19 protein-coding genes and 1 pseudogene are annotated in these 14,279 nt (G+C 45.3%); 10 read left to right on the top strand and 10 right to left on the bottom strand.

From position 1 onward, the window contains the following. Positions 1 to 2: 2 nt before the first annotated feature. Complete coding sequence (pstC, locus tag JGK11_RS11930) at positions 3 to 1,004, bottom strand: phosphate ABC transporter permease subunit PstC (protein WP_293211790.1); 1,002 nt, start codon at positions 1,002 to 1,004, stop codon at positions 3 to 5. 139 nt (positions 1,005 to 1,143) lie between these two features. Further along, on the bottom strand, positions 1,144 to 2,172 hold the full coding sequence (gene pstS, locus JGK11_RS11925; RefSeq protein WP_293186066.1) for a phosphate ABC transporter substrate-binding protein PstS: 1,029 nt from the start codon (positions 2,170 to 2,172) through the stop codon (positions 1,144 to 1,146). Positions 2,173 to 2,725: 553 nt separating this feature from the next. Here pstS and JGK11_RS11920 point away from each other — a divergent pair. The 6 genes from JGK11_RS11920 to JGK11_RS11895 all read left to right on the top strand — a co-directional run bounded on the left by JGK11_RS11920 (position 2,726) and on the right by JGK11_RS11895 (position 6,532). After that, on the top strand, positions 2,726 to 4,234 hold the full coding sequence (locus tag JGK11_RS11920) for a UbiD family decarboxylase (RefSeq protein WP_293186068.1): 1,509 nt from the start codon (positions 2,726 to 2,728) through the stop codon (positions 4,232 to 4,234). A gap of 156 nt (positions 4,235 to 4,390) precedes the next feature. Then, entirely contained in the window at positions 4,391 to 4,678 is a 288-nt protein-coding gene (locus tag JGK11_RS11915) for a type II toxin-antitoxin system HigB family toxin (RefSeq protein ID WP_293186069.1), read from the top strand. Continuing rightward, a complete protein-coding gene (locus tag JGK11_RS11910) occupies positions 4,675 to 4,911 on the top strand; it encodes a hypothetical protein (RefSeq protein WP_293186071.1) in 237 nt (78 codons plus the stop codon). Before JGK11_RS11915 ends, JGK11_RS11910 begins: the two co-directional genes overlap by 4 nt. A gap of 335 nt (positions 4,912 to 5,246) precedes the next feature. Then, the gene (locus tag JGK11_RS11905; RefSeq protein WP_293186073.1) at positions 5,247 to 5,768 is read left to right on the top strand and encodes a hypothetical protein; all 522 of its coding nucleotides are present in this window, start codon (positions 5,247 to 5,249) and stop codon (positions 5,766 to 5,768) included. 150 nt (positions 5,769 to 5,918) lie between these two features. Next, on the top strand, positions 5,919 to 6,143 hold the full coding sequence (locus tag JGK11_RS11900; protein WP_293186075.1) for an AbrB/MazE/SpoVT family DNA-binding domain-containing protein: 225 nt from the start codon (positions 5,919 to 5,921) through the stop codon (positions 6,141 to 6,143). Then, positions 6,140 to 6,532, top strand: a complete 393-nt coding sequence (locus tag JGK11_RS11895; protein ID WP_293186077.1) for a type II toxin-antitoxin system death-on-curing family toxin — start codon at positions 6,140 to 6,142, stop codon at positions 6,530 to 6,532. The genes JGK11_RS11900 and JGK11_RS11895 overlap by 4 nt, the downstream gene beginning before the upstream one ends. A gap of 39 nt (positions 6,533 to 6,571) precedes the next feature. On the opposite strand, the pseudogene JGK11_RS11890 reads toward JGK11_RS11895, so the two are convergent. From JGK11_RS11890 to JGK11_RS11880, 3 genes and pseudogenes are all read right to left on the bottom strand, one after another. Then, positions 6,572 to 6,661 (bottom strand): annotated as a pseudogene (locus tag JGK11_RS11890) (XRE family transcriptional regulator); the annotation flags it as partial. A gap of 20 nt (positions 6,662 to 6,681) precedes the next feature. Continuing rightward, positions 6,682 to 6,894: a helix-turn-helix transcriptional regulator gene (locus JGK11_RS11885; RefSeq protein WP_293186079.1), complete on the bottom strand. Its 213-nt coding sequence runs from the start codon at positions 6,892 to 6,894 to the stop codon at positions 6,682 to 6,684. A gap of 20 nt (positions 6,895 to 6,914) precedes the next feature. Further along, positions 6,915 to 7,127: a helix-turn-helix transcriptional regulator gene (locus JGK11_RS11880; protein WP_293186081.1), complete on the bottom strand. Its 213-nt coding sequence runs from the start codon at positions 7,125 to 7,127 to the stop codon at positions 6,915 to 6,917. Positions 7,128 to 7,256: 129 nt separating this feature from the next. Between JGK11_RS11880 and JGK11_RS11875 the strand changes: the two genes are divergently transcribed. Further along, entirely contained in the window at positions 7,257 to 7,499 is a 243-nt protein-coding gene (locus JGK11_RS11875; protein ID WP_293211788.1) for a hypothetical protein, read from the top strand. 260 nt (positions 7,500 to 7,759) lie between these two features. Here JGK11_RS11875 and JGK11_RS11870 read toward each other — a convergent pair whose 3' ends face one another. From JGK11_RS11870 to JGK11_RS11860, 3 genes are all read right to left on the bottom strand, one after another. Then, positions 7,760 to 9,367 carry a glycosyltransferase family 39 protein gene (locus JGK11_RS11870; protein WP_293211786.1) on the bottom strand — a complete coding sequence of 536 codons (1,608 nt, stop codon included), beginning with the start codon at positions 9,365 to 9,367 and terminating at the stop codon, positions 7,760 to 7,762. A 566-nt stretch (positions 9,368 to 9,933) separates the two neighbouring features. Next, positions 9,934 to 10,146, bottom strand: a complete 213-nt coding sequence (locus JGK11_RS11865; RefSeq protein ID WP_293186085.1) for a helix-turn-helix transcriptional regulator — start codon at positions 10,144 to 10,146, stop codon at positions 9,934 to 9,936. Positions 10,147 to 10,166: 20 nt separating this feature from the next. Continuing rightward, a complete protein-coding gene (locus JGK11_RS11860) occupies positions 10,167 to 10,379 on the bottom strand; it encodes a helix-turn-helix transcriptional regulator (RefSeq protein ID WP_293186087.1) in 213 nt (70 codons plus the stop codon). 125 nt (positions 10,380 to 10,504) lie between these two features. Here JGK11_RS11860 and JGK11_RS11855 point away from each other — a divergent pair, with 125 nt between their 5' ends. Then, complete coding sequence (locus JGK11_RS11855; RefSeq protein WP_293186089.1) at positions 10,505 to 10,747, top strand: hypothetical protein; 243 nt, start codon at positions 10,505 to 10,507, stop codon at positions 10,745 to 10,747. Between the two features lie 358 nt (positions 10,748 to 11,105). After that, positions 11,106 to 11,891, top strand: coding sequence for a DUF4058 family protein (locus JGK11_RS11850; protein WP_293186091.1), 786 nt, complete (start codon positions 11,106 to 11,108; stop codon positions 11,889 to 11,891). A gap of 175 nt (positions 11,892 to 12,066) precedes the next feature. Here JGK11_RS11850 and JGK11_RS11845 read toward each other — a convergent pair whose 3' ends face one another. Both JGK11_RS11845 and JGK11_RS11840 read right to left on the bottom strand, forming a co-directional pair. Next, entirely contained in the window at positions 12,067 to 12,765 is a 699-nt protein-coding gene (locus JGK11_RS11845) for an ABC transporter ATP-binding protein (protein WP_293157252.1), read from the bottom strand. Next, positions 12,762 to 13,034, bottom strand: coding sequence for a hypothetical protein (locus tag JGK11_RS11840; RefSeq protein WP_293157255.1), 273 nt, complete (start codon positions 13,032 to 13,034; stop codon positions 12,762 to 12,764). Before JGK11_RS11840 ends, JGK11_RS11845 begins: the two co-directional genes overlap by 4 nt. 411 nt (positions 13,035 to 13,445) lie before the next feature. Here JGK11_RS11840 and JGK11_RS11835 point away from each other — a divergent pair. Continuing rightward, the coding region (locus JGK11_RS11835) for a photosystem II D2 protein (photosystem q(a) protein) (RefSeq protein ID WP_293186092.1) at positions 13,446 to 14,279 on the top strand (834 nt) is incomplete at its 3' end.

Genomic DNA, 14,279 nt, shown 5'->3' with positions numbered 1-14,279 from the left:
GGTTAATTCTTAGCTCCCTTAACGCCGATTAGCTGCACCAGCAATACTGCGACTGCGTTCACCAATAGGGTAATCACAAATAGAATTAGGGCTAAATACATTAAAGAGCCGATGTGCAGTTCTTCTTGAGCTTCCCGAAATTGACTTGCTAAAACAGCGGGGATTGAGTAGCCGGGAGCTAATATAGATTGGTTGATTTGAATCGAGTTGCCGATTACCATTGTGACTGCCATGGTTTCGCCCAATGCGCGTCCCAATGCTAAGATAGTCGCTCCGATAATTCCCGAACTTGCTGCTGGTAATAACAGCTTAAATATGGTTTCCCAGCGGGTAGCGCCCAGTGACATTGAAGCACTTCGCAAATCTACGGGAACTGCCATCAAGACATCGCGGCTGATGGCGGCGACTGTCGGCAAAATCATAATCGATAAAAGTATGCCGGCGGGCAGCATTCCCGGCCCAAAAGGTTCGCTGCTGAATAGGGGAAACCAGCTAAAATTGTTGAACAGCGACTGCTGTAAAGGCAGCAGGAAGGGAATTAAGACGAAGATGCCCCACAGGCCAACGATGACGCTGGGAATGGCTGAGATTAATTCAACCATGAATCCTAAGGGCGATCGCACCCAAGCCGGTAAAAAGTTCTCGCTGGTAACGATCGCGACTGCAAGTCCTAGAGGAATTGCTATGATAATGGCGATCGCAGAACTAACTACCGTACCGTAAATAAACGGCAGAGCCCCAAACTGCAACTCACCGATATCCCATTTGGGATTCCACAAAAACTCCAATCCAAATTTGCTAATAGCCGGCCAAGCATCCTTAAAAATTATCTCGCTCATCCAGAACAGCGTACCCGCCGTGGCTATAGCAAAAGCCCATACAAATCCTGTAAATCCCGACTCCAGCCATAAACCTTCACCCTTCGTATCAGTCAAGTCTAGGTGGGTGGTGATTCCAGCAGACTTCTGAGTCAATTTTTTCGGTTTCTTTGAAGAATTGGTCATACCCAAGTTATGGCGTAAACAGCGAAATCTTTGATTAATGAAATAGATAGCATAGTGCCTGCACCTTAAATAAATGCAACGTATGAGTTTTGAGCCATACAATTAACTCAAAACTCATAACTCCCTGAAAATATTTGAATTAACCTTTAGCAACCACACTCTGATTCACTGTTTGAATCACCTTTTGAGCTGTAGCTTGCGGAATCGAGGTAAACTCTAATTGTTTGTTCAAACCTTGACCTGTAGTCATCACCCAATTAACCATCTTTTTAATAGCATCTGCTTTCGCAGCAGGATACTGTTTGTAGATTAACAACCAAGTCAAGCCAACAATCGGATATCCATCATTAGGATTTCCTTCAACCAAGCGGAAGTCTGCCGGGTATGTTTCCCCTGCTAAAGCTTTTTCGGCTTCTGCCAAGTTAGCATCTACAAATCTGCCAGCTTTATTTTGAATAAACGCTGTTTGCAGCTTGTTTTGTCGAGCAAAAGTATCTTGAACGTAGCCAATTGCACCGGGTGTTTGTTTCACCAAACCTGCTACGCCGGGGTTTCCTTGGCCGCTGAGGGGGCCACCGGGCCAACTCGGTTGAGCGGCACCCTTGATGCTGCTGCCAATAGCCTGCAAGTGGTTGCTAAAAATAAAGCTAGTACCGCTGCTGTCTGCCCGCACAACTACTCGAATGGCAGTATTTGGCAAATTTTTAGCTTGTCCAGAAATCCCTGCGATTTTCGCATCATTCCAGCGGGTAATTTTGCCTTCAAAGATGCCTTTCATGGCATCGGCACTCAGCCTGACATTGTTAACTCCGGGCAAGTTATAGACAACTGCAACCGCGCCGCCGGCTGTCGGAATTGCCATGACGCCACGGCTTACCTGAGAGATTTGTGCAGAAGTCATCAGCGCGTCGCTGCCTGCGAAATCCACAGTACCTGCAATTAATGCTTTGATACCAGCGCCGGATCCTGTACCTTCGTAGTTTACAGTAATTTGATTTGCGCTTCTCATCTGAGAGAAGTAGCGATCGTACAAAGGTTTAGGGAAAGTTGCTCCCGAACCGTTTAATGTTACCGCAGCTACAGCGGAAGTAATCAAACTTAGGGAAAATGTTGCTACTGCTAGGGTAACGATAAAGCCACGTCGCCAGCCTTTAGTGAAGAAAACCATAACTCCTCGTCCTTAAATAATTAGATAGCAGACTTTGCAAATCTATGACCTAGGATAGACTGAATTTCCCAGTAAAAACAGCTACTATAATAAGCTTGTTTTAAATTATGATTAAAGTTAGGTTAAGCTTTTTATGATTCAAAAATGAGAGCAATAACAATAATCTTTCCTTAATCTCTGGTTAACATTAGATTAAAAAGATTAGGAAGTAGCGTTAGCGAAGCCATGGAAGAGGATCGCTCTTCGATCGCCCTTATTATTTTCTTAACCTTAGGTGTCGATCGCAGTTCAATGTCACAAAATTTGAAATTTCGACCATCCTGGACGCAACTGGCATTCTGATACGGGTTAATTTTTAGGTATGTAGTTGCGCTTCAGCGCTCTTTTCTATATCAAAGAGCGCTGAAGCGCAACTACATACCTTTGGACAATTCCTGACGGGATAGCTACCGTTTGGGGACACCGTGCGTACTTTCCGCGCATTTGCGACTCGATCCCAAACAGCCCGACGGCCATCATAATAAATAAATAACGTTAACAAATCTTAAAAAAAATGGCTAGAGACTTGCGAGGCTTCCTCAAACTGCTAGAAGACAGAGGACAACTGCGCCGGATCAGCGCTTTAGTCGATTCCGACCTCGAAATTGCCGAAATTTCCAATCAAATGCTAGTCAAAGGCGGCCCCGGATTGCTGTTTGAGAACGTCAAAGGGGCAGAATTCCCCGTCGCCATTAACCTGTTGGGCACGGAAGAACGGGTTTGCTGGGCGATGAACATGGAAAAGCCGATCGAACTTGAAGAACTCGGCAAAAAATTAGGTATGCTACAACAGCCCAAACCGCCGAAAAAGATTTCCCAGGCGATCGAATTTGGCAAAGTGCTGTTCGACGTAGTGAAAGCCAAACCAGGCCGCGACTTCTTCCCAGCTTGTCAGCAAGTGGTATTTGAGGGAGAAGGCGTCGATTTGAACAAAATCCCGATGATTCGCCCCTATCCGGGAGATGCGGGCAAAATTATCACCCTCGGTTTGGTAATTACCAAGGATTGCGAAACCGGTACGCCGAATGTGGGCGTTTATCGGTTGCAGTTGCAGTCAAAAAACACGATGACTGTACACTGGTTATCTGTCCGTGGCGGGGCGCGGCACTTGCGGAAAGCTGCACAAGCTGGTAAAAAGTTGGAAGTTGCGATCGCCCTGGGAGTCGATCCTTTAATCATCCTCGCAGCAGCAACACCGATTCCTGTAGATTTATCCGAATGGTTATTTGCCGGACTTTACGGCGGTTCCGGCGTAAGTTTAGCGAAGTGCAAAACCGTAGATTTGGAAGTACCCGCAGACTCGGAAATCGTGTTAGAAGGAACGATTACACCGGGGGAAGTGTTACCCGACGGGCCTTTTGGCGACCACATGGGTTATTACGGCGGTGTGGAAGATTCGCCGCTGGTTCGCTTTAACTGCATGACGCACCGCAAAGATCCGATTTATTTAACGACATTTAGCGGGCGGCCACCGAAAGAAGAGGCTATGATGGCGATCGCGCTGAATCGCATTTACACTCCTATTTTGCGGCAACAAGTATCGGAAATTGTCGATTTCTTCCTACCAATGGAAGCGCTGAGTTATAAAGCTGCAATTATCTCGATCGATAAAGCTTATCCCGGTCAAGCGCGAAGAGCTGCTTTAGCATTTTGGAGTGCATTGCCGCAGTTTACTTACACCAAGTTTGTGATTGTTGTCGATAAAAGTATCAACATTCGCGACCCGCGTCAAGTAGTATGGGCAATTAGTTCTAAAGTCGATCCAGTTCGAGATGTATTTATCTTGCCGAATACGCCTTTTGACACGTTAGATTTTGCTAGTGAAAAACTTGGTTTGGGAGGCAGAATGGGGATTGATGCTACTACGAAGATGCCGCCAGAAACCGAGCACGAATGGGGTAAACCTTTGGAATCCGATCCGGATATGGCGGCGATGGTTCAGCGGCGTTGGGCTGAGTATGGTTTGGCTGATTTGAATTTGGGTGAAGTCGATCCGAATTTGTTTGGATATGAGATGAAGTAGGGAAACGGCAATGCCGTATCCGGCGCGGGGAGAAGGGGAGAGTGAGAATTTCTCCCTTTTTTTCTGGAATTTGATAAACTGGAATTACACAAAGCGTATATGTCATGCTGAGTAAAACGCCAAGAATTAAAGAGGAGGAGGCATGAGCAAATTAATATGCACGTAATTACCCGCAAACGGCTTAATGAGTTTGCTAAACTTCATCCAGATACACAAAATGCCTTGGTTCAGTGGTACAAACTTGTCAAACAAAATGAATTTGCGACCTTCGTTGAACTCCGCGAACTATTTCCGTCTGCCGATCGAGTAGGGAAATTAACTGTATTCAACCTAGGAGGAAATAAAGTTCGACTCATTGCTGCTATTCATTACAATCGGAACAAAGTCTACATTCGGGCTGTATTAACTCATGCAGAATATGATGAAGAGAGGTGGAAAGAATGATGCAAAATCTTGATATCGATCGAACAATTGCTGCTTGGTCATCTATTGCTAAAACGGTTTTTGTCCCTTGCACGGAAGAAGAATACGAGCATTTAGTCGAGCTTCTAGATAGTCTAATCGATCGAATCGGCGAGGATGAAAGCCATCCCCTTGCTTCGATGATGGACGTTATTAGTGTCTTAATTGAAAACTATGAAGCTGAACATATTCCTGAGTTAGAAGAGGTTGCGTAACCTACTATTTCACATGGACTTATGCACTCCGACAAAGAAACCGGGTTTTTACCGAGTCTTTGCACTGTCGCGAATTAGTCTCGTAAAAACCCGGTTTCTGGGTTCCTATGCGTAAGTTATATTATATTCTAAAGTTTGTGTCACAATTGAGGAACGATCGATTAATCCTACTGACGAACAAGCCCAAGCCTGTCTGCGCGTCTGCCAGATGTTCTCTAGCTACTACCGAGATATTCAACTATTCCGTTTTAATGCTCGAACCAGAGAAGTATATATTTTCGTAAGTGATGAGCTGCAAGTAATCGTATCTAGTAATGGATTTTGGAGGTTTTTGGATGAAACCGAACTTTGATGAAATGAGCAGATCCGAATTAAAAGCTTATGTCCTATCGCATCGGGATGATGATGAAGCGATTCGGATATTTTTTGGTCGTCGCAATCCCCCAGATTCAAAAGCGACATGGTACGGGCCGATGACTACTCCTGAAGGTTTACCCATTGAAGAAAATATTCGCATCGCTGAGGAAGCAATTAAGCAAAGAGTTGAAATCGATCGCGAAAAACAACAACAACGGGAAAAAGCACAGGAATATCGATTACGCCAAACATTAGAACGGGAAATTGAGGCTAAACTTCGATCGCAAATTGAATTAGAAGTGGAACAGAAGTTGCAGGAAAACTTAGAAAAAGAAATTGAGGCTCTGATAAGTGCGATCGCCCAATTTTTAGCATCAACTAGCGGGTTTTCATCAAGATTGGCAGGGTCGATTCCCTGCGGGATAGCTACGCTTCACGCACTTTTGGCAATTCGTGCCGGAATTGAGGATTTTGGAGATTTTGAGGATTTGCGGAATTAAGTGCGATCGACACTTACGCGTTGCGGCAGAGAAACCGGGTTTTTTCTGAGTCTTTGCACTGCGGCGAATATGCTGGAAAAAACCCGGTTTCTGGGAATGAGGGCGATCGAATAGGTTTATATTAGGTAAGTAATCTTTTTAGGTAATGCTATGTACGCGGTCAAAATTCAAAAAGTTGGAGAGTCTTTAGTCATAACTCTGCCTGAAGAAGTATTGCAACAACTCAAAATCGGTGAGGGAGATAATCTTTTCCTCACAGAAACTCCTGATGGAATTCAACTCACTACCTGCAATCCTCAAATCGATAAAGCAATGAAAGCTTATAGGAAAGTCAGCGAAAAGTATAAAAATGCGCTGCGGGAACTTGCTAAATGAGCGAACCATTTTGGATGGGAGAAGAAATAGCAACAATCATTCATGCAGATCAAATTGCTCAGCATGGGGGTAGTCCGGGAATTAGAGACGACAATCTTCTCTCAGGTAGTTTAGCCAGACCGAGGCATCTATTTGGCTATGGTGAACCGACTTTGTTTGATTTAGCAGCAGCCTATGGCTATGGCTTGACAAAGAATCACCCCTTTATTGACGGAAATAAAAGAACAGCGTTTGCTGTGATGGCAACTTTCCTGGAAGTAAATGGATATTCTCTTGAGGTTCCTGAGATGGAAGTTGTGGGTATAATGGAACGCTTAGCATCTGATGGGGAAACCCAGGATACGTTAGCGAAGTGGTTGGAAGAAAATTCTGTTCAGTCTGTTGATTGAATTATATTGCAAGTTACGGTCTTCCCATAGCGGGTTTTTATAGGGAATACCTGTTCTTTTGGAGACTTCTGTCAGATTCCAACCCTTTTCTTGAGCAAATTCCCGAACTCGCAGCCTAATTCGTCCCATATTCCCGCTGACAAATCAGTTTATTCCTCCAAAATCTCAACCAAATCTTCGATCGCAATATCGAACGCACGGGCCAATTTGTTCAAAGCCGTATAATCGACAGTTGCCAACTTGGGAGAATGGGCATAACTTCTAACGGTACTGTAAGGAATGCCCGATCGCTCAGAAACCTCTTTAAGCGTCCAACCCTTCTCTTGGGCTAGTTCTCGAACCCGCAACCGAATTAACCCCATTTTCCCGCTAACAAATCAGTTTAATATTCCAAAATTTCTACTAAATCCTCGATCGGAATCTCAAATACACGGACTAATTTGTCCAATGCCGTGTAGTCTACAGTTGCCATACCCGGAGAACTGGCATAGGTGGCGATCGTAGTATATGGAATGCCTGTTCTGTTGGAGACTTCCCTGAGAGTCCAACCCCTTTCTTGAGCAAGTTCTCGAACTCGCAGTCTAATTCGTCCCATTTGGCCCTTGACAATTACGAGTAGTCGTAATTGTATGAATATACAGTCAATAGCGATCGCCCTCAGACCTGATAAATCAAGAGCGATCGCCTTTCATTCACCACCCACAAAAGTGGGAAGGATACTCCTATGATACCAAAACAACCGACATATCGCGATCGACTTCAACCTTGGCATCTAATTCGCCACCTCCCCAAGTGTCAGCGGTTAAAAGTCGCCCGCTTCGCCCGTCGCCGCGATGCCGAATCTTACCTAAACGCACTGCGCCGCTTAATGCCCGCAGTCCCGCATACAATTGTTTTCGTGAATGCGGTGTCTGTGTTAGATGAAAACAGCGTGCCAATTCCGATGCAATTGCCGATCGAAGTTTAATGCGATCGAACTGATATCTTGCATTTGTTGCCAGATTCCGGCGGGGGTTTAAACCCCCGACGGACTGTTGGAATAAGTGCAAAATGTGCGATCGACAAATTAGTTTACTGTTCCAGAATTTCGACTAAATTGTCGATCGCAAATTCAAACCCACGAGCCATCTTGTCCAAAGCCGTATAATCTACAGTTGCCATACCCTGAGAATTCCCATGAAAAAAGTCAGCATTTGAGATTACTGCACTTAGATGCGCCATAGCCACTCACTTATCAATAAGTTCCCAAAGCCGCGTATCGTAAGTCACCTCTGAATTAAGAAAAACAGGCTTTAACTTGTATTTATATTCTTTTTTAAGCCTCTCTTGGAGTTCCTTACTGGGAAGAAATGCAAACAAATTGCTGTAATTTTTAGGATGCTGAGCAAGCTTAAGTCGATCTCCCCACAGAATTTTCACTTTCGGATCGAGCCGACGGCTCAAAGGAATGAGTTCACCGATCGGAGTATCAGTAATCAACAGCGGAGAATTAGCTTGATTTACGATGCGGGCTATAGGAATAGTGAATTTGCCTTGATCCAGACCTTTATTCCACCAAACTTCTGCTTGAGAACTCAGGGTGCAAGACAGGACTCCAGCCGAAAACACTCCTATTGCAACCAACTGCCAAAACTTCTGCCGCCAGGTATTAACAGTAGAAGAAGTAATTTTCGCAGTCAGCAAATAAGCCACAGCCAACTGCAAACCCAGATAAGTAGGAATTAGATATCGAGCGTAGCCTGAGAGCCGCCGTCCACCTAAAATTAAATCTCCCATCATCAGAGGCACGGATGTAAAAATAATCAAAGCCAAGATGAAAGCGTAAATCGGTTGGGAAGTGTGGCGGCAGACAAAATAAATCGAATATCCCACTAAAAGTAATAAAAATAAAATCACAGGAATCGCAGGGAGCATCTTTTTGAATGAGCTCATCGCATCAATATTTATATCAAAAAAAATCCTGCTACTATTCCCGATCCACCTTGCCATTAAAGATGTCAACGCTATTTTAGGTTCTGGTTGCAGCAGGCTTGGATTAGCGTGCAGAGGTCGGCAATAAATGATTGTCAAATACCAGATTAAACCTGCGATTAGCGTGACTGCAAAGGCGATAGCATAAGAAAAAATGGTTTTACTCAATCGCACTTTTTCAATTATAAGTAGATAGATTCCATGTGCTGTCAACACAAGTAAACCATAAAGATGAGTGTAAACACTTACTACTGTAATTGCTGTATAAATTCCCCATTGCAGGTTAGTTTTAAGTCGCATAGCCCGCAGCAAAACTGCACTGGATAGCAAAGTTAACACAGTCAACAAAGAATAGGGTCGTGCTTCCTGAGCGTACAGCACGTGGATGGGCGAAACCGATATCAATGCCATTGCTACCCATCCCACCATCGGAGACTCAAACAATTCCAGGCAGAGCCAATAAGCGCATGGAAACTGTAGTAAACTAATCACAGCAGGCAAGCTTCTCATGGCTGTAACGCTAGTTCCAAACAATTTAGCCCAAAATCGCGCAATCAAAAAATAGAGTGGTGGCAGTTGACCTTCTTCTGCTGCTAAACCCTTAATAGTATCGATTTCGTTATTTTTATTATTAATGCTCTGATATTTCAGTAAATCTTGGCTAGTGACTGCTGGCCCATTGAATACTTGCTCCTGAACAGATTTCCCTGAGTAGCCAGACACTCGCAAGGAAGTGTAAGTTTCATCAAACCAGTAGAATTTGCGATCGATATTGACAACTCTAAAAAATATGCCCATCACCAACAGCACAAAAAGTAAAAACCGCAGCCCAGTTACAGGTAGTCGCCAATTATTACGATTCATTAAATATCTCCTTGAACAGGACTTAGGCACAGCCCCTACATATAGGGTGAAATAAGGGGCAATCCGCTGTCGTTGACTTACACCTGGCTATGGTGCGTAAGTGCTACTGGAAGCTATTCGCGCATTATTGCATTATCCTAGTCTGCAATAAAAAATCATGCAACCTCTATGGACTAGAGATGCTATGCCAATTGCAGAAAATATTTACATAAGTCAGGAAGCTAGTCGCCCAAAAGCTGAATGAGATAGAGAAAAATTAAAAATTAAATAGTTAACCGAAAAAGTTTTGGTTAAAGAGAGGGAAGGGTGCATCTGGTTTTTGAAGCCTGAAGAAGCATGACCGCATATAAGTTATTAGTTATAATCCCATATTGACTGCGGTCATGCTTCGCCCCTACGGATATATTCGCTTGCATTGAGATGCACCCAGAGGGAAGAGGGAAAATGTGTTGATTCTGAATAAAACAATATCAATTTAGTTGAAGAATCGGAGATTGAACAGTTATCTTGAGCAAATTATATAACTGGCAACGGAATTAATTCCACGTTGCCACCTAAAAATTAGTTTACTGTTCTAATATCTCAACCAAATCCTCGATCGCAATATCGAACACCCGAGCCATTTTGTTTAAAGCCGTATAGTCTACCGTTGCCAGTTTGGGAGAATGAGCATAGCTTCTAACGGTACTGTAAGGAATGCCCGATCGCTCAGAAACTTCTTTCAACGTCCAACCCTTCTCTTGAGCAAATTCTCGAACCCGCAATCGAATTAGACCCATCTTGCACTTGACAAATCAGTTTACCGTTCCAAAACCTCAACCAAGTCTTCCACCATCACATCGAAGACTTCAGCCAGTTTCTGCAAAGCCGTATAGTCCACCGTTGCCATTTTGGGAGCTTGGGCGTATTTTTTAACAGTGCTGTAGGGAATTCCCGTTCTGTCAGAGACTTCTTTGAGCGTCCAACCCTTCTCCTCAGCGAATTCTCGAACTCGCAACCGAATTAATCCCATTTATGCTTGACAGCAGCTATGCTCATAGCTTTAAATAAATAGTTAACAGCGATCGCCCCGTGACCTGAGAAATCTAGAGCGATCGCTTTTCATTCACCACCCACAAAAGTGGGAAGGATTTTCCTATGATACCAAAAGAACCCACATATCGCGATCGACTTCAACCTTGGTGCATAATTCGCCACCTCCCCAAGTGTCAGCGGTTAACAGTCGCCCGTTTCGCCCGCCGCCCCGATGCGGAATCTTATCTTAATGCACTCCGCCGCTTAATGCCCGCTGTCTCCCATACAATTGTGTTTGTGAATGCGCTGTCGGCAAATGAAACCAGCGTGCCAATTCCGATGCAATTGTCGTCGATCGAACGTTAGGACGATCGAACTTATATATGGCGTTTGTTGGCACATTCCGGCACTTGTTGCTGCAATATTCCGGCAGGGGTTTAAACCTCTGCCTCATAGCTAAAGTCCACGCTTTGTGGACTAAAGAAAGAAAGGATTGAAAAAAAGATTGAAGTTGCGATTTCTTGCATTTTCAGTCGGCGACGGACGACTTTAGCTATGAGACGGGGGTTTAAACCCCCGACGGACTTTAACCATGAGACAGAGATTTAAACTCCCGGTGGACTGCAATAAATGCCAGATGTGCGATCGATTAATCTTTTACAGCATTGGCGCCCCAAAAAAGCTTGCTAAACTATAAATAGACTTAAGTCAAGGAGTCAAATCAATGCCATCTCCCTTTCCCGGTATGGATCCGTATTTAGAGCATCCAGAACTCTGGCCTGCCCTACACCACTGGCTAATTATTGAAATTGCCAGATTGTTATCTCCACAACTACGTCCTAAGTATTTAGTGTCTGTAGAAGTGAGAATGTATGAAACCGCTGACGACAATTTATCAATTGGCATTCCTGATGTAAACGTAATTCAGCCAAGAACCACAACCGAATTAATAACATCAAACGTAGCCGTTGCAGATCCACCAACACAACCATTAACAGTGAATATTCCCATGCCATACCAGGTTCGGGAAGGCTATTTAGAAATTAGAGAAAGGGGAAACCAAGAATTAATCACCCTCATTGAAATTCTCTCGCCTAGCAATAAACGCACAGGAAAAGGACGACAAATGTACGAAAAAAAGCGAGAAGAGATTTTAGGTAGCCGCACTCATTTAATTGAAATAGATTTATTGCGGCGCGGTGAAAAAATGCCAGTTATTGGTAATGACATTGAAAGTCACTATAGCGTTTTGGTGTGTCGGGGAAATCGCCGCCCCAGAGCAGATTTGTACGCTTTTAACGTGCAGAACCCGATGCCAGCTTTTCCTTTGCCACTGCGATCGGGTGATACGGAACCTGTAATCAATTTACAGGAGTTATTCACTGAAATTTACGACGTAGCAAGTTACGATCTCAAGATAGATTATCGTAACTGGGAAGTCATACCAGCGCTGTCAGAGGCTGATACAATTTGGGCTGACGCTTGGTTGCGCGATCGAGGATTGCGATGAATGTCATTGCGAGTCCTTGAATATCATTGCGAGTCCTTGAATGTCATTGCGAGCTCTTAGCGAAGCAATCGCAGAGCCCAGAGATTGCTTCGCTAAGACGCTCGCAATGACAACATATTTTCAAGAACAATGACACCATATTCTAATGACACCATATTCTAAAATTGCTCGATCGCTAAACATCTTGGCTTTGCATCAACCGCTGCTTCAAACGCGCCGGATCTCCCCGATCGACAACCTGGCCTTTTTCCAACAAAAAAGCCCCATCACAATAATTCAACTCATCCAAACGGTGAGTCACCCACAAAGCCGTAATCCCGCGATTTTTCACCAACCGCTGCACCGCCGCCACCAAATCCAACTGAGAATCAGGATCTAACAAAGCCGTAGGTTCATCCAACAGCAAAATTTCGCAATGACGGGCGATCGCCCCAGCCAAAGCAATCCGCTGCTTCTGGCCCCCACTCAAAGCATAAATCGGCCGCCGTTGTAAATCCAGCAAATTCACCGCCTCCAAAGCCTCAGCCACCCTCTGGCGCACCTGAAGATTAGAAAGCCTTTCCTCAACCAAACCAAAAGCCACATCCGCACCCACCGTCGGCATTACCAACTGGTGATCGGGATTTTGGAACACAAAACCCACGCGCCCGCCCAGATCAATTTCGCCCGATTGGGGGTGCAGCAGCCCAGCCATCAGCCTCAGCAGCGTAGATTTGCCGCTACCGTTAGTACCCAAAAGCATCCAAAACTCACCCTTGGGTACATCCAGAGAGCAACCTTGCAAAACTCGATCGCCCGACGGCCAGCAAAAACCCAAATCCCGCACAGCAACCGCTGACTGGCCCATATCGGCGCCCACACCCCCAGCCCTCATTCTGCCAAAGTCATCGAAACAAAACCCGGTGCTCTTCCCGTAGAAGCACTTCCCGATTTCTGAGAAATCACCACCCCAGAAATCTCGCTGCTGAGAACAGCTACCTTTTTCTCAGTATTTTTCTCACAAGTAAGTTCCAAAATTTGCGGTTGGGAGTTACGCATTGCCTCTAAAACCTGCTGGTAAACAGCCTCAGCGTCCTCCACCGATTTCCGCTGCACCGACAGCGAGACGGGCGTGTTCTTCACAATCATGTCAATGCTGAACATATAGTCTTAAAAACCTAAGTTTGGAACTCTACCCTCAGTATATATATAGGACAGGACTTAGGACAGGACTTACGCATCAAGACTCAAAAAACCCGGTTTTTTACTTTTCCGACGGGCTGTAACAAAGTATTGCGGTAAAAAACATCGCTTGCTGTAAGGGCGCTGTCCCCGTGCCGGCAAGGATTCCGGGTTTATTCGAGAACTTAGAGGACTTCCCGAACCAGTCAAGATCCCGAACTTCTTGAAGAAATGCTTGCCATTGTAAAGAATTACCCCTATAATCTTAAATACGGTAAAGAAAAGTAAACTCTGTTCATAATTCAACCCATTTTCTGTTAAGCAGATCAACATTTGGGCAATAATGACTAGAGACAAATCCGTCGTAATTATATCTATTTGGAGATTAGCGTAATGACAATCGCAGTCGGACGCGCCGAGAACGAAAGAGGCATCTTTGATGTACTCGACGACTGGCTCAAGCGCGATCGTTTCGTCTTCGTAGGCTGGTCTGGCATCCTGCTATTCCCCTGCGCTTACATGGCAATCGGTGGCTGGTTAACCGGCACCACCTTCGTTACCTCTTGGTACACCCACGGTTTGGCAAGTTCCTACCTCGAAGGAGCCAACTTCCTCACCGTAGCAGTCTCCACCCCAGCCAACAGCCTCGGACACTCCCTGCTGTTCCTGTGGGGCCCCGAAGCACAGTGGGACTTCACCCGCTGGTTCCAACTCGGTGGCCTGTGGGCATTTGTCGCCCTCCACGGCGCCTTCGCACTGATCGGCTTCTGCCTGCGTCAGATCGAAATCGCCCGTTTAGTCGGCATCCGTCCCTACAACGCCCTCGCATTCACAGGCCCCATCGCCGTGTTTGTGTCGGTGTTCCTGCTCTACCCCTTGGGTCAATCAGGCTGGTTCTTCGCACCCAGCTTCGGCGTCGCAGCAATTTTCCGCTTCCTGCTATTCCTGCAAGGCTTCCACAACTGGACGCTCAACCCCTTCCACATGATGGGCGTTGCAGGCATCTTGGGCGGTGCGCTGCTGTGCGCTATCCACGGTGCCACCGTGGAAAACACCCTGTTTGAAGATGGCGAAGGTGCTAACACTTTCCCAGCTTTTAACCCAACTCAGTCCGAAGAAACCTATTCAATGGTTACAGCTAACCGTTTTTGGTCGCAAATCTTCGGAATTGCGTTCTCCAACAAACGTTGGTTGCACTTCTTCATGCTGTTCGTACCCGTCACAGGC

Origin of the sequence: Microcoleus sp. PH2017_34_RAT_O_A, from assembly GCF_020737885.1 — a bacterium.
Classification (GTDB): Bacteria; Cyanobacteriota; Cyanobacteriia; order Cyanobacteriales; family Microcoleaceae; genus Microcoleus.
The sequence above is the reverse complement of the archived record's forward strand: the minus strand, read 5'-3'. Positions and strand labels throughout refer to the sequence as shown.

Coding starts and splice junctions, on each gene's coding strand:
- pstS (WP_293186066.1), bottom strand. CDS start 2,172: ATGGTTTTCTTCACTAAAGGCTGGCGACGTGGCTTTATCGTTACCCTA.
- JGK11_RS11870 (WP_293211786.1), bottom strand. CDS start 9,367: ATGAATCGTAATAATTGGCGACTACCTGTAACTGGGCTGCGGTTTTTA.
- JGK11_RS11900 (WP_293186075.1), top strand. CDS start 5,919: ATGTACGCGGTCAAAATTCAAAAAGTTGGAGAGTCTTTAGTCATAACT.
- JGK11_RS11875 (WP_293211788.1), top strand. CDS start 7,257: ATGATACCAAAACAACCGACATATCGCGATCGACTTCAACCTTGGCAT.
- JGK11_RS11895 (WP_293186077.1), top strand. CDS start 6,140: ATGAGCGAACCATTTTGGATGGGAGAAGAAATAGCAACAATCATTCAT.
- JGK11_RS11905 (WP_293186073.1), top strand. CDS start 5,247: ATGAAACCGAACTTTGATGAAATGAGCAGATCCGAATTAAAAGCTTAT.
- JGK11_RS11865 (WP_293186085.1), bottom strand. CDS start 10,146: ATGGGTCTAATTCGATTGCGGGTTCGAGAATTTGCTCAAGAGAAGGGT.
- JGK11_RS11915 (WP_293186069.1), top strand. CDS start 4,391: ATGCACGTAATTACCCGCAAACGGCTTAATGAGTTTGCTAAACTTCAT.
- JGK11_RS11840 (WP_293157255.1), bottom strand. CDS start 13,034: ATGTTCAGCATTGACATGATTGTGAAGAACACGCCCGTCTCGCTGTCG.
- JGK11_RS11885 (WP_293186079.1), bottom strand. CDS start 6,894: ATGGGGTTAATTCGGTTGCGGGTTCGAGAACTAGCCCAAGAGAAGGGT.
- JGK11_RS11855 (WP_293186089.1), top strand. CDS start 10,505: ATGATACCAAAAGAACCCACATATCGCGATCGACTTCAACCTTGGTGC.
- JGK11_RS11860 (WP_293186087.1), bottom strand. CDS start 10,379: ATGGGATTAATTCGGTTGCGAGTTCGAGAATTCGCTGAGGAGAAGGGT.
- JGK11_RS11910 (WP_293186071.1), top strand. CDS start 4,675: ATGATGCAAAATCTTGATATCGATCGAACAATTGCTGCTTGGTCATCT.
- JGK11_RS11920 (WP_293186068.1), top strand. CDS start 2,726: ATGGCTAGAGACTTGCGAGGCTTCCTCAAACTGCTAGAAGACAGAGGA.
- JGK11_RS11880 (WP_293186081.1), bottom strand. CDS start 7,127: ATGGGACGAATTAGACTGCGAGTTCGAGAACTTGCTCAAGAAAGGGGT.
- JGK11_RS11850 (WP_293186091.1), top strand. CDS start 11,106: ATGCCATCTCCCTTTCCCGGTATGGATCCGTATTTAGAGCATCCAGAA.
- JGK11_RS11845 (WP_293157252.1), bottom strand. CDS start 12,765: ATGAGGGCTGGGGGTGTGGGCGCCGATATGGGCCAGTCAGCGGTTGCT.
- pstC (WP_293211790.1), bottom strand. CDS start 1,004: ATGACCAATTCTTCAAAGAAACCGAAAAAATTGACTCAGAAGTCTGCT.